The 19,100-nt window shown below is 67.8% G+C and carries 19 protein-coding genes; 16 read left to right on the top strand and 3 right to left on the bottom strand.

Annotated features, from left to right (window positions below; all coding sequences use genetic code 11):
• Positions 1 to 21: 21 nt before the first annotated feature.
• Positions 22 to 1,227 (bottom strand): penicillin-binding protein activator, encoded by a 1,206-nt coding sequence (locus tag GBO37_RS15700; RefSeq protein ID WP_252929948.1) that lies wholly within the window; start codon positions 1,225 to 1,227, stop codon positions 22 to 24.
• A gap of 153 nt (positions 1,228 to 1,380) precedes the next feature.
• Here GBO37_RS15700 and rsmI point away from each other — a divergent pair, with 153 nt between their 5' ends.
• Genes rsmI through gshB form a run of 3 tightly spaced genes read left to right on the top strand, consistent with a single transcriptional unit; the run spans position 1,381 to position 3,661 of the window.
• On the top strand, positions 1,381 to 2,277 hold the full coding sequence (gene rsmI / locus GBO37_RS15695) for a 16S rRNA (cytidine(1402)-2'-O)-methyltransferase (protein ID WP_371927605.1): 897 nt from the start codon (positions 1,381 to 1,383) through the stop codon (positions 2,275 to 2,277).
• Entirely contained in the window at positions 2,270 to 2,650 is a 381-nt protein-coding gene (locus tag GBO37_RS15690) for a YraN family protein (protein ID WP_252929946.1), read from the top strand. The genes rsmI and GBO37_RS15690 overlap by 8 nt, the downstream gene beginning before the upstream one ends.
• Before the next feature lie 60 nt (positions 2,651 to 2,710).
• Positions 2,711 to 3,661 (top strand): glutathione synthase, encoded by a 951-nt coding sequence (gene gshB / locus GBO37_RS15685; RefSeq protein ID WP_045982231.1) that lies wholly within the window; start codon positions 2,711 to 2,713, stop codon positions 3,659 to 3,661.
• On the opposite strand, the gene GBO37_RS15680 is transcribed toward gshB, so the two are convergent.
• A complete protein-coding gene (locus GBO37_RS15680) occupies positions 3,658 to 5,169 on the bottom strand; it encodes a YifB family Mg chelatase-like AAA ATPase (protein WP_252929945.1) in 1,512 nt (503 codons plus the stop codon). The genes gshB and GBO37_RS15680 overlap by 4 nt on opposite strands.
• A 125-nt stretch (positions 5,170 to 5,294) precedes the next feature.
• On the opposite strand from GBO37_RS15680, the gene coaBC reads away from it, so the two are divergent.
• The 10 genes from coaBC to uvrB all read left to right on the top strand — a co-directional run bounded on the left by coaBC (position 5,295) and on the right by uvrB (position 16,986).
• A complete protein-coding gene (gene coaBC / locus GBO37_RS15675) occupies positions 5,295 to 6,479 on the top strand; it encodes a bifunctional phosphopantothenoylcysteine decarboxylase/phosphopantothenate--cysteine ligase CoaBC (RefSeq protein ID WP_252929944.1) in 1,185 nt (394 codons plus the stop codon).
• On the top strand, positions 6,476 to 7,531 hold the full coding sequence (locus tag GBO37_RS15670; protein WP_045982234.1) for a cysteine desulfurase family protein: 1,056 nt from the start codon (positions 6,476 to 6,478) through the stop codon (positions 7,529 to 7,531). Before coaBC ends, GBO37_RS15670 begins: the two co-directional genes overlap by 4 nt.
• A gap of 16 nt (positions 7,532 to 7,547) precedes the next feature.
• Positions 7,548 to 9,068, top strand: coding sequence for a Fe-S cluster assembly protein SufB (sufB, locus tag GBO37_RS15665; protein ID WP_045982235.1), 1,521 nt, complete (start codon positions 7,548 to 7,550; stop codon positions 9,066 to 9,068).
• A 76-nt stretch (positions 9,069 to 9,144) separates the two neighbouring features.
• Complete coding sequence (sufC, locus tag GBO37_RS15660) at positions 9,145 to 9,900, top strand: Fe-S cluster assembly ATPase SufC (RefSeq protein ID WP_045982236.1); 756 nt, start codon at positions 9,145 to 9,147, stop codon at positions 9,898 to 9,900.
• Positions 9,900 to 11,234, top strand: a complete 1,335-nt coding sequence (locus GBO37_RS15655; RefSeq protein WP_252929943.1) for a SufD family Fe-S cluster assembly protein — start codon at positions 9,900 to 9,902, stop codon at positions 11,232 to 11,234. Before sufC ends, GBO37_RS15655 begins: the two co-directional genes overlap by 1 nt.
• Complete coding sequence (locus tag GBO37_RS15650; protein WP_232303350.1) at positions 11,207 to 11,725, top strand: hypothetical protein; 519 nt, start codon at positions 11,207 to 11,209, stop codon at positions 11,723 to 11,725. The genes GBO37_RS15655 and GBO37_RS15650 overlap by 28 nt, the downstream gene beginning before the upstream one ends.
• A complete protein-coding gene (locus GBO37_RS15645) occupies positions 11,722 to 12,315 on the top strand; it encodes a Yip1 family protein (protein ID WP_217844618.1) in 594 nt (197 codons plus the stop codon). Before GBO37_RS15650 ends, GBO37_RS15645 begins: the two co-directional genes overlap by 4 nt.
• On the top strand, positions 12,312 to 13,523 hold the full coding sequence (locus GBO37_RS15640; protein ID WP_127898138.1) for a cysteine desulfurase: 1,212 nt from the start codon (positions 12,312 to 12,314) through the stop codon (positions 13,521 to 13,523). Before GBO37_RS15645 ends, GBO37_RS15640 begins: the two co-directional genes overlap by 4 nt.
• Positions 13,524 to 13,625: 102 nt before the next feature.
• Positions 13,626 to 14,744, top strand: a complete 1,119-nt coding sequence (locus GBO37_RS15635) for an FAD-binding oxidoreductase (RefSeq protein ID WP_252929942.1) — start codon at positions 13,626 to 13,628, stop codon at positions 14,742 to 14,744.
• A 55-nt stretch (positions 14,745 to 14,799) separates the two neighbouring features.
• Positions 14,800 to 16,986: an excinuclease ABC subunit UvrB gene (uvrB, locus tag GBO37_RS15630; protein WP_139597686.1), complete on the top strand. Its 2,187-nt coding sequence runs from the start codon at positions 14,800 to 14,802 to the stop codon at positions 16,984 to 16,986.
• On the opposite strand, the gene GBO37_RS15625 is transcribed toward uvrB, so the two are convergent.
• Positions 16,983 to 17,258, bottom strand: a complete 276-nt coding sequence (locus GBO37_RS15625) for an I78 family peptidase inhibitor (protein ID WP_252929941.1) — start codon at positions 17,256 to 17,258, stop codon at positions 16,983 to 16,985. The two genes, uvrB and GBO37_RS15625, sit on opposite strands and share 4 nt — an antisense overlap.
• Before the next feature lie 75 nt (positions 17,259 to 17,333).
• Here GBO37_RS15625 and GBO37_RS15620 point away from each other — a divergent pair, with 75 nt between their 5' ends.
• The 3 genes from GBO37_RS15620 (at position 17,334) to GBO37_RS15610 (ending at position 19,035) form a co-directional block, all read left to right on the top strand.
• Positions 17,334 to 17,651 (top strand): hypothetical protein, encoded by a 318-nt coding sequence (locus GBO37_RS15620; protein WP_252929940.1) that lies wholly within the window; start codon positions 17,334 to 17,336, stop codon positions 17,649 to 17,651.
• An 85-nt stretch (positions 17,652 to 17,736) separates the two neighbouring features.
• Positions 17,737 to 18,048 carry an ETC complex I subunit gene (locus tag GBO37_RS15615; RefSeq protein ID WP_127898143.1) on the top strand — a complete coding sequence of 104 codons (312 nt, stop codon included), beginning with the start codon at positions 17,737 to 17,739 and terminating at the stop codon, positions 18,046 to 18,048.
• 72 nt (positions 18,049 to 18,120) lie between these two features.
• Entirely contained in the window at positions 18,121 to 19,035 is a 915-nt protein-coding gene (locus GBO37_RS15610) for an MYG1 family protein (RefSeq protein WP_252929939.1), read from the top strand.
• Positions 19,036 to 19,100: the final 65 nt, after the last annotated feature.

Below are 19,100 nucleotides of genomic sequence, written 5' to 3'. Positions count from 1 at the left end.
GGTCGGTGCGTCCGGCCCCGGTCACGATCCCAGCCCGCGCGAATTGCGCGGTGCGGGGTCCAGCACGACCAGCTGGCCGCCGCGGATGGTGGCAACCGCCAGGCCCCGCTGGACGGTGCCATCGCGCTGCAGGCGGAAGACGCCGCCCACGCCGTTGAAGCCCGCGCGCTGCGTCAGGCCCGTGGTGGTCAGCGCGTTGCGCTGTCCATTGCGCACCAGCGAGGAGATCGCCGCCACCCCGTCATAGGCCAGCGAAGCCAGCTGATGGGGCGCCTCGCCATAGGCACCGGCATAGCGGGCCTCGAACTGGCGCTGCAGGGTCTGGTCGGGGATCGCGAACCACCCCTCGGCCAGCTGCGGCATGCCTAGACGCGACGAAGGCTGGTCCCACCGGGTCAGGCCGATCATCTGCGTGCCGGGCGACCGCACGCCCGCCGCCGCCAGCTGTTCGGTCAGATAGGGCAGGACGGCCTGGTTGTTGGCGGTCATGAACACCGCGTCGATCGACCCCGACGTCGCGGCCTGGGTGATGCGGGGCACCACGCCGTCGACCCCGGTGATCGAGACCGGGTGGTCGACCCGACCCGCCATGCGGGCGCCGTTGCGGGCGATTGCGGCCTCGATCGCGCGGCCGCCCAGCTGGCCCGCCACGTCGTTCTCGGCCACGACCAGCAGGTTGCGCTTGTTCTGCGTCATGCCGTACCCGACCAGGCGGTCGGCCACGTTCTCGAAGCTGTTGCCCAGGATGAAGACGTTGCCGCCCGCGACCTGGGTGTTGTTGGAAAACGTCAGCACGTTGATGTCGCGCGCCTTCATGGCGTTGCCCACGGCGTTGGCGCCGTCGGCGAACAGCGGACCCAGCACGATCTGCGCGCCCGCGTCGGCGGCGGCGTTGGCCTGGGCCACCGCGCTTTCGGTCGATGCGCCGCTGTCATAGACGCGCAGGTCGATGGTCGCGCCCTGGGCGTCGGCCGCGGCCATGCGGGCCGCGTTCTTCAGGCTGCGGGCCAGCCACTCCAGGTCGTCCGACCCGGTCCCGCCCGGCGCCAGCAGCGCCACGCGCACCGGTTCGGACGGGTCGATCAGGGGGCCCGTCTCGGGGCCGCTGGCCTGCGTGGTTCCGCCGGTCGGCTCGCACGCGGCCAGAAACAGGGCCGATACCACCGTCGCCGCTTTCAAAAGGACATGGCGCAGACCCGCAGGCCGGGTTGTGGTGAAGGCTGACATGTGAAACTTCCCTGCTTTATGTTATGACGCGCGCGGATGGCGGCAGCCTATGTCCTGTCTTTGCGATTGGCAATCAGCGCCGGCCCCGTGCGGACCGGAACCGGAGGCAGGATGACCGACCGCCGCGACCCCCCGAACCATGGGCCGAACCCTATGCCGAACCATGGGCAGGACCCCGCCCGCCGCCTGGCCGCGCATGTCGAGGCCGCGCGCCTGGACCCCGGCCTATACCTGGTCGCGACCCCCATCGGGGCTGCCCGCGACATCACGCTGCGCGCGCTGGACGTGCTGAACAGCGCTGACATGCTGGCGGCCGAGGACACGCGCGTGCTGCGCCATCTTCTGGACATCCACGGCGTGCCGCTGCGCGGGCGGCGCATCCTGTCCTATCACGACCACAACGGCGACCGGGCGCGTCCCGCGCTGCTGGCGGCGCTGTCGGACGGGGCCAGCGTGGCGTACTGTTCCGATGCGGGCACGCCGCTGGTGGCCGATCCCGGCTATCGGCTGGCGCTGGACGCGGCAGAGGCCGGGGCGCGGGTCCATGCGCTGCCGGGGCCGTCCTCGGCGCTGGCGGCGCTGACGCTGGCGGGGCTGCCAAGCGACCGGTTCCTGTTTCTGGGCTTTCCGCCGGCCACCCAGTCCGCGCGCCAGACCTGGCTGCGCCGCTGGATGGCGGTCGATTCGACGCTGATCCTGTTCGAGAGCCCGCGCCGCGTGTCCCGCACGCTGGAGGATCTGGCCCTGATCGACCCCGCCCGCATCACCGTCGTCGCGCGCGAGTTGACCAAGAAGTTCGAGGAGGTGATCCGCGGCACCGCTGCCGACCTGTCCGCCGATCCGCGCATGGCCACGCTGAAGGGCGAGGTGGTGATGGTCCTTGACCGCCCCTCTGCCGTGGAGATGGACGAGGACCGCGTGCGCGCCGTCCTGAGCGCGCATATGCGCACCATGTCCGTCAAGGACGCCGCCCGCGAGGCCGCGCAGGAGCTGGGCCTGCCGCGCCGCGACGTCTATCAGCTGGCGCTTGGGCTGGCGGATCGTGACTGAGCCGGGCGGCAGGCGCGCGGGCCGGGGCCGCACCGCCGACCTGTCCGGCCGCCTGGCCGAGGAGGCTGTCCTGCGCCTCTATCACCAGCGCGGCGCGCAGGTTCTGGCCACGCGCTGGCGCGGGCAGGGGGCCGAGATCGACCTGATCGTGCAGGACGGTCCCGACCTGGTCTTCGTCGAGGTCAAGGCGTCGCGCAGCCATGCCGACGCCGCCCTGCACCTGCTGCCCGCGCAGATGCGCCGGATCACCCAAGCCGCGCTGGAATATTGCGACCGACAGGGCCTGGGCGAGGTTTCCATGCGTTTCGACGTGGCGTTGGTGGATGCCACCGGTCGGGTGGAGCTGATCCCCAATGCCTTCGGCGAGGTCTGAGGCAGGCTTGCATCCGCCCCGGCGGCGGGCCACAACTTGTCCGAAATTCAGGAGGGCCCCATGAGCCTGTATGTCGCCTTGCAGATGGACCCGATCGAGGATGTCTCGATCCACGCCGACAGCACGTTCCGCATCGGCCTGGAGGCCGAGGCCCGCGGCCACCGGCTGTTCCAGTACACCGTCGATCAGCTGCGCTATGACGAAGGGCGCATCGTCGTGCGCGGCCGCCCCGTCACCCTGCGCCGGACCGAGGGCGACCACGTCACCTTCGGCGACTGGACCGAGGTCGAGGCCGGCGATTTCGACGTGATCTGGCTGCGCCAGGACCCGCCCTTCGACATGGGTTACGTGACCTCGACCCATCTGCTGGACCGGGTGCATCCCCAGACGCTGGTGGTCAACGACCCGTTCTGGGTCCGGAACTGCCCCGAAAAGCTGATGGTGCTGGATTTTCCCGACCTGACGCCGCCCACCATGATCGCCCGCGACCCCGCTGCCTTCAAGGCGTTCCGGGCGCGCCACGGAGAGATCATCGTCAAGCCGCTTTACGGCAATGGCGGGGCGGGGGTGTTCCACCTGAAGCCCGGCGACCCGAACCTGTCGGCCCTGCTGGAGACCTTCGCGGGCATCAACCGCGAACCCATGATCGCGCAGAAATACCTGCCCGCCGTGGTCAAGGGCGACAAGCGCATCATCCTGGTCGACGGCGAACCCGTGGGCGCCATCAACCGCGTCCCGCAGGAGGGCGAGGCCCGGTCGAACATGCATGTCGGCGGGCGCGCCGAGAAGATCGGCCTGACCGAGCGCGAATTCGAGATCTGCACCCGCATCGCTCCCGTGCTGCGCGAGAAGGGCCTGATCTTCACCGGCATCGACGTCATCGACGGCTGGCTGACCGAGATCAACGTGACCTCTCCCACCGGCATCCAGGAACTGGAGCGGTTCGACGGCATCAATGCCGCCGAGGCCATCTGGGAGGCGATCGAGCGGCGCGTGGCCGCCAAGGGCTAACCCCCCGCGACGAAGGGCAGGCGATAGCTGATCGCCTCGGCCAGGTGGCGGGTCAGGACATGGTCCGACCCGTCCAGATCGGCGATGGTGCGCGCGCTGCGCAGGATGCGGTGATAACCGCGGGCCGTCAGGCCCAGCCTTTCCGACGCCTTCAGGATCAGCGCGCGCCCGTCCGCATCGGGCGCGGCGATCGCGTCCAGCAGCGGTGGCGGCGCATCGGCGTTCACCGTCACGCCGGGATGGTTGCGGAACCGCTTTGCCTGGATCGCGCGGGCCGCCGCGACGCGGGCCGCCACCGTCGCGGACGTGTCGCCCGCCGGCAAGTCCAGGTCGGTCAGGCTGACGCCCGGCACCTCCAGCCGCAGATCGAACCGGTCCATCAGCGGCCCGGAGATCTTGCCCAGATAGCTGTCGCCGCAGACCGGCGCGCGCGAACAGGCCCGGCCCGGATCGGCCAGATAGCCGCAGCGGCACGGGTTGGCCGCCGCGATCAGGAGGAACCGGCTGGGATAGCGGATATGCGCGTTGGCGCGGCTGACGAAGACCTCGCCTGTCTCGACCGGCTGGCGCAGGCTTTCCAGCACCTTGCGGTCGAATTCCGGCAGCTCGTCCAGGAACAGCACGCCGTTATGGGCCAAGCTGATCTCTCCCGGCTTGGCCTTGGGGCCGCCGCCGACGATGGCCGGGGAGGACGCGGTGTGGTGCGGGCTTTGAAATGGCGCACGGCGCGAGATCTGGCCGTTCTTCAGCAGCCCCGCCACCGAATGCACCATCGAGGTCTCCAGCGCCTCGCGTGCGGTCAGGGGCGGCATCAGGCCGGGCAGGCGTGCCGACAGCATGGATTTGCCAGCGCCGGGGGGACCGACCATCAGCAGGTGATGACGCCCCGCGGCGGCGATCTCCAGCGCGCGTTTGGCGCGTTCCTGGCCGCGGACATCGGACAGGCACGGGGGCTGGGGACCGTCGACGACCTGGCCGGGGCGGGCCGGCACGATGGGCGCGCGGTCGGTCAGGTGATCGACCACGGCGCGCAGCGTGTCGGCGGCCAGGACGGGAACCTGTTCGATCCACGCGGCCTCGGCGCCGCAGGCGCGCGGACAGATCAGCGCGCGGTCGCCATCCGCCGCCGCGACGGCGGCGGGCAGCGCGCCCGCGACCGCGACCAGCCGCCCGTCCAGCGCCAACTCGCCCAGGGCCACGCAGCGGGCCAGTTCCTCCCGGGGCACGATGTCCAGCGCGGCCAGCACCGCCAGCGCGATGGGCAGGTCGAAATGCGACCCCTCCTTGGGCAGATCGGCAGGCGACAGGTTCACGGTCAGCCGCTTGTTCGGCAGCGCGATGGCCAGCGCGCCAAAGGCCGCACGGACGCGTTCCTTGGCCTCGCTGACGGCCTTGTCGGGCAGACCCACGATGGAGAAGCCGGGCAGGCCTGCCGCCACGGCGCATTGCACCTCGACCAGGCGGGCCTCGATGCCTTCGAAGGCCACGGAATAGGCGATGGCGACCATGTTACCCCTCGGTTGTCCCGGAATGGTTAACGGCAGCGGGCTTAAGGAAGCGTTAACGGGCGCGCTTTCCTTGCGGCAGCGGCGCCGCGTCGCTATCTGGGGCGCAGGACCGATGGGGGTGGCGCATGCAGGGCAGGCGGATATTGCTGATCGTGGGCGGCGGGATCGCGGCCTTCAAGGCGCCGGCGCTGATCCGGCTGCTGCGCGCGGCGGGCGCGTCGGTGACGCCGGTGCTGACAGCTGCGGGCGCGCAGTTCACAACGCCCATGACCCTGTCCGTGCTGGCCGGAGAGCCGGTGCACGACACGCTTTGGGATCAGGGTGCCGAGGCCGAGATCGGCCATATCCAGCTGTCGCGGCAGGCCGATCTGGTCGTCGTGGCCCCGGCTACGGCCGATCTGATGGCCAAGATGGCCCAGGGATCGGCGAATGATCTGGCATCCACCCTGCTGCTGGCGACGGACAAGCGCGTCCTGATCGCACCGGCGATGAACGTGCGGATGTGGCACCACCCCGCGACACAGCGCAACCTGGCCACGCTGCGGGGCGACGGCGTGCTGTTCGTCGGCCCGGACGACGGCGACATGGCCTGCGGCGAATACGGCGCGGGCCGCATGGCCGAACCCGAGGCGATCGTGGCCGCGATCCGTGCGGCCCTGACCGACGGGCCGCTGACGGGACGGCATGTGATCGTGACGTCCGGCCCCACGCATGAGCCGATCGACCCTGTGCGCTATATCGCCAACCGCTCCAGCGGGGCGCAGGGGGCGGCGATCGCCGCGGCGCTGCGCGATCTGGGCGCGCGGGTCAGCTTCGTGACCGGCCCCGCATCCGTGCCCGCGCCGCAGGGCGTCGACGTGATCGCGGTGGAAACCGCGCAGCAGATGCGGGATGCGGTCGCGGCTGCGCTGCCCGCCGATGCGGCGGTGATGGCGGCGGCGGTGGCCGATTGGCGCGTGCTGAACGGCAGCGACCAGAAGATGAAGAAGACCGGCGACATGCCGACGCTGCAGATGGCCGAGAACCCGGACATCCTGGCCTGGATCAGCCGCGATGCGCGCCGTCCGCGCCTGGTCGTGGGGTTTGCGGCGGAAACGCAGGACGTGACCGCTCATGCAACCGGGAAGCGGCTGCGCAAGGGCTGCGACNGGATCGTGGCGAACGATGTCAGCCCCGCCACGGGCATCATGGGTGGCAGCCACAACACCGTCACGCTGATCACCGAAGCCGGGGCCGAGGACTGGCCGCGGATGGACAAGCATGCCGTGGCCGCCCGGTTGGCCGCGCGGATCGCGGAGGCCTTGGCATGAGAACCTATCTGGACTGGAACGCCACCACCCCGCTGCGCCCCGAGGTCAAGGCCGCCATCACCGAGGCGCTGGAAATCTCCGGCAACCCGTCATCGGTCCATACCGAGGGGAGGGCCGCCAAGATGGCGCTGGAACGCGCCCGCGAGCAGGTGGCCGTGGCCCTGGGCGCAGACGGGGCCGACGTGGTCTTCACCGCCGGCGCGACCGAGGCCGCGGCAATGGTCCTGGGACAGGGCGGGTTCCACTGCGCCCCCGTGGAACACAGCGCCGTCAAGGTCTGGTGCGAGGCGGACCTTGCCGTTGACGGCGACGGCATCGTCACCGTGACCGACCCCGCACGAACCAGCCTGCAGCTGGCCAACAACGAGACCGGCGTGATGCAGGACCTGCCGCAGGGGCTGCATTCCAGCGACCTGACGCAGGCCTTCGGCAAGGTGCCCATGGCGTTCAACTGGCTTGGCGTGACGGCAGGCTTCGTCAGCGCACACAAGCTGGGCGGGCCGAAGGGAATCGGTGCGCTGATCCTGAAGAAAGGCACCGACCTGCCTCCGCTGATCAAGGGCGGCGGGCAAGAGCAGGGGCGCCGTGCGGGGACCGAGAACCTGATCGGCATCCTGGCCTTTGCCGCCGCCGCCACGGCCGCGCAGCGTGATCTGGACGGCGGGCTGTGGGACGCGGTCCGCGAGCGGCGCGACGCGCTGGAGGCGCGGATCTGCGACATCGCGCCCGGCGCGGTGATCGTCGGAAAGGCCGTGCAGCGCTTGCCGAACACGACATGCCTTCTTACATCGGGGTGGAAGGGCGAAACCCAGGTCATGCAGATGGATCTGGCAGGGTTCGCGATCTCGGCCGGCTCGGCCTGTTCGTCGGGCAAGGTCCGGGCCAGCGGTGCCCTGCAGGCGATGGGGTTCGATGATCAGCTTGCGCAATCGGCGATCCGGATCTCGATAAGCCCCGCTGTTGGGGACGATCAGATCAACCGATTTGCGGATGCCTGGGAAAAGGCGTATTCACGCTGGCGCGACAGGAATGGACCGACCGCGGCCATTTGAGGAAAAGGACTGAAGGATGACGGACATCACCGATCTTGACGTGCGCGAAGGCGTAGACCGGGAAACGGTCGAGACTGTCCAGAACATGGGCAGCTATAAATACGGCTGGAACACCGAGATCGAGATGGACTATGCGCCCAAGGGCGTGAACGAGGATATCGTCCGTCTGATCTCGGCCAAGAACCAGGAACCGGAATGGATGACCGAATGGCGGCTGGAAGCCTATCGCCGCTGGGTCACCATGGCAGAGCCGAAATGGGCGATGCTGAACTATCCCGAGATCGACTATCAGGACCAGTATTACTATGCGCGTCCCAAGAGCATGGAGGAGAAGCCCAAGTCGCTGGACGACGTGGACCCCAAGCTGCTGGCGACCTATGACAAGCTGGGCATCCCGCTGCGCGAGCAGATGATCCTGGCGGGCGTCGAGGGCGCCGAGGATGCGCCCGCCGAGGGTCGCCGCGTGGCCGTGGACGCGGTCTTCGACAGCGTCAGCCTGGGCACGACCTTCAAGGACGAACTGGCCAAGGCCGGGGTGATCTTCTGTTCGATCAGCGAGGCGATCCGCGAGCATCCCGAACTGGTGCGCAAGTACCTGGGATCGGTCGTACCGCAGTCTGACAACTATTTCGCGACGCTGAACAGCGCCGTGTTCTCGGATGGCAGCTTCGTCTACATCCCGCCCGGCGTGAAGTGCCCGATGGAGCTGTCGACCTATTTCCGCATCAATGCGGAGAACACCGGCCAGTTCGAACGGACCCTGATCATCGCCGACAAGGGCGCCCATGTCAGCTATCTGGAAGGCTGCACCGCGCCCAAGCGCGACACCAACCAGCTGCATGCCGCAGTCGTTGAGCTGGTCATCCTCGAGGATGCCGAGATCAAGTACTCGACCGTCCAGAACTGGTTCCCCGGCGACGAGGACGGCAAGGGCGGCATCTACAACTTCGTCACCAAGCGCGCCGATTGCCGCGGCGACCGGGCCAAGGTGATGTGGACGCAGGTCGAGACCGGATCGGCGATCACCTGGAAGTACCCGTCCTGCATCCTGCGCGGCAATGAGAGCCAGGGCGAGTTCTATTCGATCGCCATCGCCAACAACTGGCAGCAGGCCGATACCGGCACCAAGATGATCCACCTAGGCAAGAACACGCGCTCGCGGATCGTGTCCAAGGGGATTTCGGCGGGGCAGGCGCAGAACACCTATCGCGGGCTGGTCACCATGCACCCGCGCGCCACGAACAGCCGCAACTATACCCAGTGCGACAGCCTGCTGATCGGCGACAAGTGCGGGGCGCATACCGTGCCCTATATCGAGGTGAAGAACAGCAGCAGCCGCGTGGAACACGAGGCGACGACCAGCAAGGTCGACGACGACCAGCTGTTCTATTGCCGGTCGCGCGGGATGGACGAGGAAGAGGCCGTGGCGCTGGTCGTCAACGGGTTCTGCCGCGAGGTCCTGCAGGCCCTGCCCATGGAATTCGCCATGGAGGCGCAGGCGCTGGTCGCGATCTCGCTGGAAGGCTCGGTGGGCTGATCGATCCGGCCGGGCATTGCTGCCCGGCCACCATAGATGCGGCGCCCCGGTGGCGCCTTTGCCGTTTGAGGGAAATATGCTGAAAATCAACAACCTGCACGTCAAACTTGAGGACGAGGACAAGCAGATCCTGAAGGGTCTGACGCTGGAGGTTCCGGCCGGAGAGGTCCATGCGATCATGGGCCCGAACGGGTCGGGCAAATCCACGCTGTCCTATGTCCTGTCGGGCCGCGACGGCTATGAGGTCACCGACGGCAGCGCCACGCTGGACGGCGAGAGCCTGCTGGACATGGAACCCGAGGAGCGTGCGGCCGCGGGCCTGTTCCTGGCGTTCCAGTACCCGGTCGAGATTCCGGGCGTCGGCAACATGACGTTCCTGCGCACCGCCGTGAACGCGCAGCGCAAGGCGCGCGGCGAGGCCGAGCTGACTGCAGGAGAGTTCCTGAAGGTCGTGCGCGCCAAGGCGGCAGAGCTGCAGATCAGCCCCGACATGCTGAAGCGCCCCGTCAATGTCGGCTTTTCGGGGGGCGAGAAGAAGCGCAACGAGATCCTGCAGATGGCCATGCTGGAACCCCGCATGTGCATCATGGACGAGACCGATTCGGGTCTGGACGTCGATGCGATGCGCCTTGTCAGCGACGGCGTGAACGCCCTGCGCAGCGAAGGCCGCAGCTTTCTGGTCATCACCCACTATCAGCGCCTGCTGAACCACATCCAGCCGGACGTCGTGCACATCATGTCCAACGGCCGGATCATCAAGTCGGGCGGCCCCGAATTGGCGCTGGAAGTCGAAGAGAACGGCTATGGCGACCTCTTGGCGGAGGCCGGCTGATGTCCGAATCCGCCGTTCAGGAAATCCAGACTCCGCAGGTCACCGGCGCGCCCAAGCCCGCCAATGCGCTGGATGCGCGGTTGGCTGCGACCACGCTGCCCACGGGTGGGTTCACCGCCGCCGCGCGCGCCGACGCGCTGGCACGGCTGCGCGCCATGGGCCTGCCGGGCCCGCGTGACGAATACTGGCGCTATACCGACCCGCGCCCGTTCAACGCGCCCGAGCCGCAGGCGCTGGCCATCGATACGGGCCCGGAATCGCCGCTGTTCACCGCGCGTGACAAGCTGACGTTGGTCTTTGTCGACGGCGCGTTCGACGCCGCGGCATCCGACGACCTGTCGCTGGAAGGGATCGAGATCACCACCCTGGCGCAGGCCGACCGGGCGGACGATCATTGGTCGGCCGACCTGTACGGGACGCTGGAACTGGCCGGTCAGACCCCGGTCAAGCGCCCCTTCGCGGCGCTGAACACCGCCGTGGCGGCCGACGGCCTGCTGATCCGCGTGACTGGCAAGCCCTCGCGTCCGGTGCATGTGCTGCATCGCCGCGGGTCGGACGCTGCGGATGCCGTCTGGCATCACGTGATCCGGGTCGAATCGGGTGCCGAACTGACGCTGCTGGAAAGCGGCATGGTCGGCGCGCGGTCGAACGGCATGATCGAGGCCGATCTGCTGCCGGGCGCCACGCTGCACCACATCGCGGCCAAGCGCGCCGTCGATCCCAAGGTCGGCCTGTCGCACCTGTTCGCCCGTGTGGGCGAAGGTGCGGTGCTGAAGAGTTTCGCGCTGGTCGTGAACGGCACCACCATGCGCCACGAGGCCGTCGTGGACATGGTCGGCGACGATGCGGTGGCCCATGTCGCCGCGGCGGTGCTGGGCGACGGCGATGTCGGTCCGTTCCACCATGACGACACCGTTTTCGTGACCCATGGCGCGCTGCGCGGCGAAAGCCGGCAGGTGTTCAAGAAGGTCCTGAAGAACGGGGCGACCGGCGTGTTCCAGGGCAAGATCCTGGTCAAGAACGGCGCACAGAAGACCGACGGCTATCAGATCAGCCAGGCCCTGCTGCTGGACGAGGCCAGCCAGTTCCTGGCCAAGCCCGAGCTTGAGATCTATGCCGACGACGTCAAGTGTTCGCACGGGTCCACGACGGGCGCGATCGACGAGGGTGCGTTGTTCTACCTGCGCTCTCGCGGGGTGCCCTATGACCGGGCGATCGTGTTCCTGGTGCTGTCGTTCCTGGCCGACGCCCTGGCCGAGGTCGACGACGAGAGCCTGCGCGACGAGATCAACGAACGGCTGGACGCGTGGCTGACCGAACGCCCGCAGGGATGACCGGCCCGCGCGGCGGGATGGTGCTGCGCGTGCTGGAAAGCTGGTGGGCCCCGCGCCGGGTGGTGCGGGGCCTGTCGGCGATGCCCGACAGCACGCTGCTGGTCGTGCTGATGGTGGCGATGCTGATCACGCTGGTCGGGCAGGCGCCGGGCCTGTCGCGCGCGGCGCAGTTGGACCCGTCGATCCCGCTGGACGCGCGGATCGGGGGTGCGGCCCTTGGGACCATGTTCATGATGCCGCTGGTGGCCTATGCCATGGCGGGGCTGACCGCGCTGCTCAGCCGCCTGACCCCGTGGCGGCTGGAGGCGCGCCATGCGCGTCTGGCGCTGTTCTGGGCGTTGATGGCGGTGGCGCCCGCGACGCTTTTGGGCGGGATGGTGGCGGGGCTGATCGGCCCGTCCCCCGCGCTGACCCTGACCCGCACGGTGGCGGGTGCGGGATTCCTGTTCATCTGGGGCGCCGGGATCATGGCGCTGGCGAGACGCAAATGACCTTCGACGACTTCAAGGCGCTGGCGCGCCGGACCATGCGCGATCCAGAAGGGGCGGCCCGCTGGTTGATCGACCAGCGCTGGCCGATGCAGGTGCGCTGGATGGCGCTGGTTCTGGCGGTGTCGCTGTCGGGGCTGCTGGCCTACGGCTCGACCCTGCTGTTCCCGCTGCCCTCGGACGAGGGGGCGGCCGTGTTCTCGATCAGCCGGCAGCCGCTGGTCCTGGCCGGAATGCAACTGGTCGCGATCGTGCTGGGCGCGGGTCTGATGGCCGGGGTCGGGCGCATGTTCGGCGGCCACGGCCGGTTCGAGGATGCCCTGCTGCTGACCGTCTGGATCGAGGTGATGCTGCTGGTCGTGCAATTGGCCCAGATCGTGCTGTCGCTGGCCCTGCCGGGGCTGGCGGGGATCCTGGGGATCATCGCGGTCGCGCTGTTCCTGTGGCTGACGGTGCAGTTCACCAAGGCGCTCCACGGGTTCACCAGCGGCCCCAAGGTGCTGCTGGTCATGTTCGGCACGCTGCTGGTCATGGGATTCGTCCTGTCGTTCTTCATGGCCGCGCTTGGCCTCATGCCGGAGATGCCGCAATGAGCTTTGACGTCAACGCTGTCCGCGCCGATTTTCCAATCCTGTCGACGACGGTCAACGGGCGCCCGCTGGTCTATCTGGACAGCGGCGCCAGCGCGCAAAAGCCGCGAGTCGTGATCGACGCCATCACCCGCGCCTATGAAGGCGAATACGCCAATGTCCATCGCGGCCTGCATTACCTGTCGAACCTTGCGACCGACAATTACGAACGCGTCCGCGGGATCATCGCACGGTTCCTGAACGCGCCCGCGGTCGACGAGGTGATCTTCACCAGCGGCTCGACCGAGGCGCTGAACCTGGTCAGCTATGCCTGGGCCGCCCCGCGCCTGCAGGCCGGCGACGAGATCGTGCTGTCGCTGCTGGAGCATCACGCCAATATCGTGCCCTGGCATTTCCTGCGCGAACGCCAGGGCGTGGTGCTGAAATGGGTCGAACCCGATGCGGATGGCAGTCTGCCGCCGGAAAAGGTGCTGGCCGCGATCACGCCGCGCACGCGGATGCTGGCGCTGACGCATATGTCGAACGTGACCGGGACGGTGGTGGACATCGCGGCGATCCGCCGTGGCACCGACCTGCCGATGGTCGTGGACGGGTCGCAGGCCGCGGTCCACATGCCGGTGGACCTGTCGACGCTTGGCGCCGATTTCTACTGCATCACGGGGCACAAGCTTTACGGTCCCTCCGGCTCGGGCGCGATCTGGATCCGCGCCGACCGCCAGGCCGAGATGCGGCCCTTTCTGGGCGGCGGCGACATGATCCGCACCGTCAGCCGCGATGCCGTCACCTATAACGACCCGCCCCTGCGGTTCGAGGCGGGCACGCCCGGCATCGTCAACCAGATCGGCCTGGGCGCCGCGCTTGAATACATGATGTCCTTGGGGATGGAGAACATCGCCGCCCATGAGCGCGCGCTGCGCGATCATGCCCGCGACCGCCTGCGCGCGCTGAACTGGCTGCAGGTGCAGGGCGATGCGCCGGGCAAGGGCGCGATCTTCTCCATGACGATGGACGGGGCGCACGCGCATGACATCTCGACCATCCTGGACAAGAAAGGAATCGCGGTCCGTGCGGGCAGCCACTGCGCCATGCCCCTGATGGAGCATCTGGGAATCAATGCCAGCGCCCGTGCCAGCTTTGCGATGTACAACACGCAGGCAGATGTGGACGCGCTGGTCGAAGGATTGATCTTCTGCCGCGAGCTTTTCGCCTGATTCTTGCAAAGATTTTGAGGGGCGTCGAAGAATGCCCGATAAATCTTGCCGGATGGCGGGAATGTCTGCATCCCTGACCCATCATCAGCGATGGGGGCGGGAATGGCCGAGGTTCTGGTTCTGGGTGCGGGTATGGTGGGCGTCAGCACCGGTCTGGCGCTGCAGGCGCGCGGGCATGACGTCACCATCATCGAACGCGGCGTGCCGGGGCGCGAGACCAGCTATGGCAATGCCGGCCTGATCCAGACTGAAGCGGTCGAGCCCTATGCCATGCCGTTGTCGCCCGGCGCGCTGTTCCAGATCGCCCTGGGGCGCGGCTATGACGTGAAATGGACGCCGCAGGGCCTGCTGTCGCAACTGGGCGCGGTGGCCACCTATGCGTGGAATTCGCGGCCTGCCGCGCACAGGCGGGCATCGGTGACCTGGGGCAAGCTGATCCGCCAGTCGACCGACCGTCACGGCCCGCTGATCGCGGCGGCGGGCGCCGACAACATCATCCGCCGCAACGGCTATATCGAGATCCACCGCACCCCCGCCAAGATGGAGGCCGCCCGCAAGACCGCCGAACGTTTCGCGACCGAGTTCGGCGTGCAGGCGCGGCTGATGAGCGGGGCCGAGCTGCGCGCGATGGAGCCCGCGATCCGCATCGAGGTCGAGGGCGCGACCCACTGGTCCGACAGCTGGAACTGCGCCGATCCGGGCGGCCTGGTCGCCAGCTATGCGGCGCTGTTCCAGAAGCGGGGCGGGCGCGTCGTGAACCTGACGCAGCGCTTTGGCCTCAAGGTGCCGATGGTATTCAAGCGCGGCTATCACAAGCATTATCACATGGAGCTGCCGCCCCATCACCCGATCGCCGATTTCGGCAATTCGGTCGTGCTGTCGCCCATGCGCCGCGGTTTGCGCATCGCCACCGCGGCCGAGCTGACGCCCCATCCGCGCCTGTCGCCGCCGCAGCTGAAGCATGGCGAGAAGGCCGCGCGCGAGCTGTTCGACATCGGGGCGGCGGTCGAGGCCGAACCCTGGACCGGACGGCGCCCCTGCATGCCTGACATGCTGCCCGTGGTGGGCCGCGTGCCGGACCAGCCGAACCTGTGGGCGCATTTCGGTCACGGCCACCAGGGCTTTACCCTAGGCCCGGTCACGGCCGAAATCCTGGCGGATGAGCTGTCGGGCGGCGAAGGCTGGGCGGAACTTCAGCCGGGGCGTCTGAAACGCGGTTGAAACCGGGCGGCTGCCATCACATCTTGAGGGCAACTCCGAACGGATCAGGAACCTCATGGGTCACAACAACACCAACGCGCCCGTGATGCGCGTTCCCGAAGTGACCCGCCCCAAGCTGGAGGGCGGGAAACGCTTTGCATTGAAAAGCGAATTTGAACCGGCGGGCGATCAACCCACGGCCATCGCCGAACTGGTGGCGGGCGTCGGCGCCGGAGAGCGCGACCAGGTGCTGCTGGGGGCCACGGGGACGGGCAAGACCTTCACCATGGCCAAGATCATCGAAGAGACGCAGCGTCCCGCGATCATCCTGGCGCCCAACAAGACGCTGGCCGCCCAGCTTTACGGCGAATTCAAGGGATTCTTCCCCGACAACGCGGTCGAGTACTTCGTCAGCTACTATGACTATTACCAGCCCGAGGCCTATGTGGCCCGCAGCGATACCTATATCGAGAAGGAATCGCAGATCAACGAGGCCATCGACCGGATGCGCCACAGCGCCACGCGGGCGTTGCTGGAACGTGATGACGTGATCATCGTGGCCTCGGTCAGCTGCATCTATGGCATCGGTTCGGTCGAGACCTATTCGGCCATGACCCAGGATATGGTCGTGGGCGAGAGCTATGACCAGCGCGAGTTCCTGGGCCAGCTGGTCGCGCAGCAGTACAAGCGGCTGGACACCAGCTTTCAGCGTGGCAGCTTTCGCGTGCGCGGCGATCTGGTCGAGGTCTGGCCCGCCCACCTTGAGGACCGCGCCTGGCGGTTCGACTTCTTCGGCAACGAGCTGGAGGCGATCACCGAGTTCGATCCGCTGACCGGGGTCAAGACCGACAGCTTCAAGCAGATCCGCATCTATGCCAGCAGCCACTATGTGACGCCGCGCCCGACGCTGCAGCAGGCCATCAAGGGCATCAAGCAGGAATTGGCGATGCGCCTGAAGCAGCTGACCGAGGAGGGCAAGCTGTTGGAGGCGCAACGCCTTGAGCAGCGCACCGCCTTTGACATCGAGATGCTTGAGGCGACCGGCGTCTGCAACGGCATCGAGAACTACAGCCGCTATCTGACCGGGCGCGCGCCCGGAGAGCCGCCCCCCACGCTGTTCGAGTTCATCCCGGACAACGCGATCGTCTTTGCCGACGAAAGCCATGTGTCGGTCCCGCAGATCGGCGGCATGTACCGGGGCGACTTCCGGCGCAAGTTCACCTTGGCGGAACACGGCTTCCGCCTGCCGTCCTGCATGGACAACCGCCCGCTGAAGTTCGAGGAATGGGACGCGATGCGGCCCCAGTCGGTGTTCGTGTCGGCCACACCTGCGCAATGGGAGATGGACCAGACCGGCGGCGTCTTCACCGAACAGATCATCCGTCCCACCGGCCTTCTGGACCCCAAGATCGAGATCAGGCCAGTCGAGATGCAGGTCGACGACCTGCTGGACGAGGTGCGCCGCGTCACCGCCGCCGGATACCGCACGCTGGTCACGACGCTGACCAAGCGCATGGCCGAGGATCTGACCGAATACCTGCACGAGCAGGGCATCAAGATCCGCTACATGCACAGCGACATCGACACGATCGAGCGGATCGAGATCCTGCGCGACCTGCGATTGGGCGCGTTCGACGTGCTGGTGGGCATCAACCTGCTGCGCGAGGGGTTGGACATTCCCGAATGCGGGCTGGTGGCCATTCTGGACGCCGACAAAGAAGGCTTCCTGCGGTCCGAGACGTCGCTGATCCAGACCATCGGCCGGGCGGCGCGAAATTCCGAAGGGCGGGTCATCATGTATGCCGACCGGATCACCGGCAGCATGGAACGCGCCATGGCCGAAACCGAACGGCGTCGCGCCAAGCAGATGGCCTATAACGAGGAGCACGGCATCACGCCCCAGACAGTCCGCAAGAATGTCGAGGACGTGCTGGCAGGCCTGTGGCAGGGCGACACCGATCAGTCGCGCGTGACCACGAAGGTCGACAAGCCACTGATCGGCGCGAACCTGGCCGCCCATCTGGACGCGATGCGCACCCAGATGCGCAAGGCCGCAGAGAACCTAGAGTTCGAGGAGGCCGCACGCCTGCGCGACGAGGTCAAGCGGCTGGAGGCGGTGGACCTGGCGATCTCGGACGATCCGATGGCGCGGCAGTCGGTGATCGAGGAGGCGGCCGAGGCCGCCGTCAAGTCATCGGGCCGTTCGACCGCCGGACGGGCCGGTCAGCGGGGCGGCAACAAGCGGTCCAAGCGCGGCCGCTAGCTGCATTCCACCCGGGCGATCCAACCCTTGGCGTCCAGGAACATGGTCAGGCGCGCGGGATTGAAGTCGCGCGTCATGACGCCTTGGTTGTGCACCTCGCGCTTGCGCAGGTTGGGCGGCAGGCGGACTTCTCCGATGTTGCGTCCGACCAGGGCTTGGTGCTGGGACAGGTCGCACTGGCGGGCGGGAATGTCATAAGGGCTGCCGGCGCAGGCGCCCAGGGTCAGCATCAGCAGCGACGCGCAAAGGACAGGGTGGCTAAAGGGGGTCATGATCACGTCTCTCTCATGTGACAACGGCGTGTTGGAATGCCAACGTGGGCCATGTTCAGTTGTTCCGGTGGCAAGATGATGAAACATACGGTTTGGGTGGCGATGGTGGCATTCTGGCCCGCCGTCGCGCAATCCTCGACGGACGAGGCATGGGCCGAACTGCGCGACCGCACCGTGGCGGAATGCACGCGCCTGGCACAGGACGCGGCGCCCGATGCGGAACTGTCCGTGACCCCGAACGAATTCGGCACCCAGACCCACGCGCTGGCACTGGTCGTCGCGACGCTGCCGGACCTTCCGTCGGAACTGTCGGTGTGCCTGCTGGACAAGCAGACCGGCGCGACGCAGCTGAGCGTTCCGTTCCAGGATCTGCCCGATACCCTGCAGCCCTGACCTGCGTCGGCATGACCGGGGCAGGGGGCTTGATCCGCCGCGCGGATTTGGCGATACAGCGGACAGTCAATCCGAAGGATCACCCATGCCCGTGCGCATCTATCAGCCCGCCCGCACCGCGATGCAGTCCGGTACCGCCAAGACCAAGGGCTGGGTGCTGGAATTCCCGCCCACCGACGCGCGCGAGGTCGATCCGCTGATGGGCTGGACCAGCAGCGGCGATACCCAAAGCCAGGTCCGCCTGCGCTTCGACACCCGGAAGCAGGCCGAGGATTACGCCCGCGATCATGGACTGGAATTCGTGGTGCAGGAACCGCACCGCCGTGGCACGAACATCCGCCCCCGCGGCTATGGCGAGAATTTCGCCACCGACCGCCGCGAGCCCTGGAGCCACTGAGGCCGCATCCGCCATCGACACAAATCTTTGCTGACCGCCCCCGGGCGGTCATCTGCATTTGAGGGATATTCCATGACCGTCACGCATCTTGTCACCCACTCCGGCGGCTTTCACGCCGATGAGGTCCTGTCCTCGGTCATCCTGACCCGGCTGCACCCGCAGGCGCGGATCATGCGGACGCGCGACGCCGACTGGATCACGCCTGCGGAAGGGCGGATCATCTATGACGTGGGCCGCGATTTCGATGCCGCGCGGATGATCTTTGATCACCATCAAAAATCTCCTCCGCTGCGCGACGACGGCCAGCCCTACAGTTCCTTCGGACTGATCTGGCGGCAGTTCGGGCGCGACTACCTGGCCGCGCTGCAGGTGCCCGAAGCAGATCTCGGGGCGATCCATGCGGCGATTGACGCCGACCTGGTGCTGCCCATCGACCTGGTCGACAACGGCGCGCTGTCGCCGACGGGGCCCCTGGCCGATCTGTCCCTGCCGATGCTGCTGGAGAGCCTCAAGCCCGTCTTCGATGACCGCAGCCCCGACGCCGACGACCGTGCCTTTGACGGTGCGGTCGCGATCGCCCGCGCCTTCGCCGAGGCGGCCGTGGCCCGCAAGGCCGCAAAGCATCGCGCCGAGGCCGTCGTTATGGCAGCCATTGCCGCTGCGGGTGACGGCCGGGTGCTGGAGTTGCCGATGGGGATGCCGTTTCGCTCCGCCATCACCGCGGCGGGGGCGGACCATCTGCTGTTCGTGATCCATCCGCGGGACACGGACTGGGCGCTGACCGGCATCCGCCGCGATGCGGACGGGTTCGCCCTGCGCGCTGACCTGCCGGCAGCCTGGGCCGGCCTGACCGATGGCGCCTTCGAGGCTGCATCGGGCGTTCCCGGGGCGCGCTTCTGCCACAATGCCCGCTTCATCGCCGTTGCCGCCGATCGCGACGCCGCTTTGCGTCTTGCCGACCTGGCGGTGGCGGCAAGCGAAGTGTGACGGCTGACAGCCGGAACCATTGGACAGCCCTGCGGTCGGAGGACTGCGGGGCGGTCGATTGGATG

Origin of the sequence: Paracoccus sp. 08, from assembly GCF_024105395.1 — a bacterium.
Lineage (GTDB): Bacteria > Pseudomonadota > Alphaproteobacteria > Rhodobacterales > Rhodobacteraceae > Paracoccus > Paracoccus marcusii.
Note: the sequence above shows the minus strand (reverse complement) of the source record. Positions and strands in the feature narration are given on the sequence as shown.

Bases quoted from the DNA above. Each gene is read 5' to 3' on its own strand.
- GBO37_RS15700 (WP_252929948.1), bottom strand. From the start codon at position 1,227: ATGTCAGCCTTCACCACAACCCGGCCTGCGGGTCTGCGCCATGTCCTT.
- rsmI (WP_371927605.1), top strand. From the start codon at position 1,381: ATGCCGAACCATGGGCAGGACCCCGCCCGCCGCCTGGCCGCGCATGTC.
- gshB (WP_045982231.1), top strand. From the start codon at position 2,711: ATGAGCCTGTATGTCGCCTTGCAGATGGACCCGATCGAGGATGTCTCG.
- GBO37_RS15680 (WP_252929945.1), bottom strand. From the start codon at position 5,169: ATGGTCGCCATCGCCTATTCCGTGGCCTTCGAAGGCATCGAGGCCCGC.
- GBO37_RS15670 (WP_045982234.1), top strand. From the start codon at position 6,476: ATGAGAACCTATCTGGACTGGAACGCCACCACCCCGCTGCGCCCCGAG.
- sufB (WP_045982235.1), top strand. From the start codon at position 7,548: ATGACGGACATCACCGATCTTGACGTGCGCGAAGGCGTAGACCGGGAA.
- sufC (WP_045982236.1), top strand. From the start codon at position 9,145: ATGCTGAAAATCAACAACCTGCACGTCAAACTTGAGGACGAGGACAAG.
- GBO37_RS15655 (WP_252929943.1), top strand. From the start codon at position 9,900: ATGTCCGAATCCGCCGTTCAGGAAATCCAGACTCCGCAGGTCACCGGC.
- GBO37_RS15645 (WP_217844618.1), top strand. From the start codon at position 11,722: ATGACCTTCGACGACTTCAAGGCGCTGGCGCGCCGGACCATGCGCGAT.
- GBO37_RS15640 (WP_127898138.1), top strand. From the start codon at position 12,312: ATGAGCTTTGACGTCAACGCTGTCCGCGCCGATTTTCCAATCCTGTCG.
- GBO37_RS15635 (WP_252929942.1), top strand. From the start codon at position 13,626: ATGGCCGAGGTTCTGGTTCTGGGTGCGGGTATGGTGGGCGTCAGCACC.
- uvrB (WP_139597686.1), top strand. From the start codon at position 14,800: ATGGGTCACAACAACACCAACGCGCCCGTGATGCGCGTTCCCGAAGTG.
- GBO37_RS15625 (WP_252929941.1), bottom strand. From the start codon at position 17,258: ATGACCCCCTTTAGCCACCCTGTCCTTTGCGCGTCGCTGCTGATGCTG.
- GBO37_RS15620 (WP_252929940.1), top strand. From the start codon at position 17,334: ATGATGAAACATACGGTTTGGGTGGCGATGGTGGCATTCTGGCCCGCC.
- GBO37_RS15615 (WP_127898143.1), top strand. From the start codon at position 17,737: ATGCCCGTGCGCATCTATCAGCCCGCCCGCACCGCGATGCAGTCCGGT.
- GBO37_RS15610 (WP_252929939.1), top strand. From the start codon at position 18,121: ATGACCGTCACGCATCTTGTCACCCACTCCGGCGGCTTTCACGCCGAT.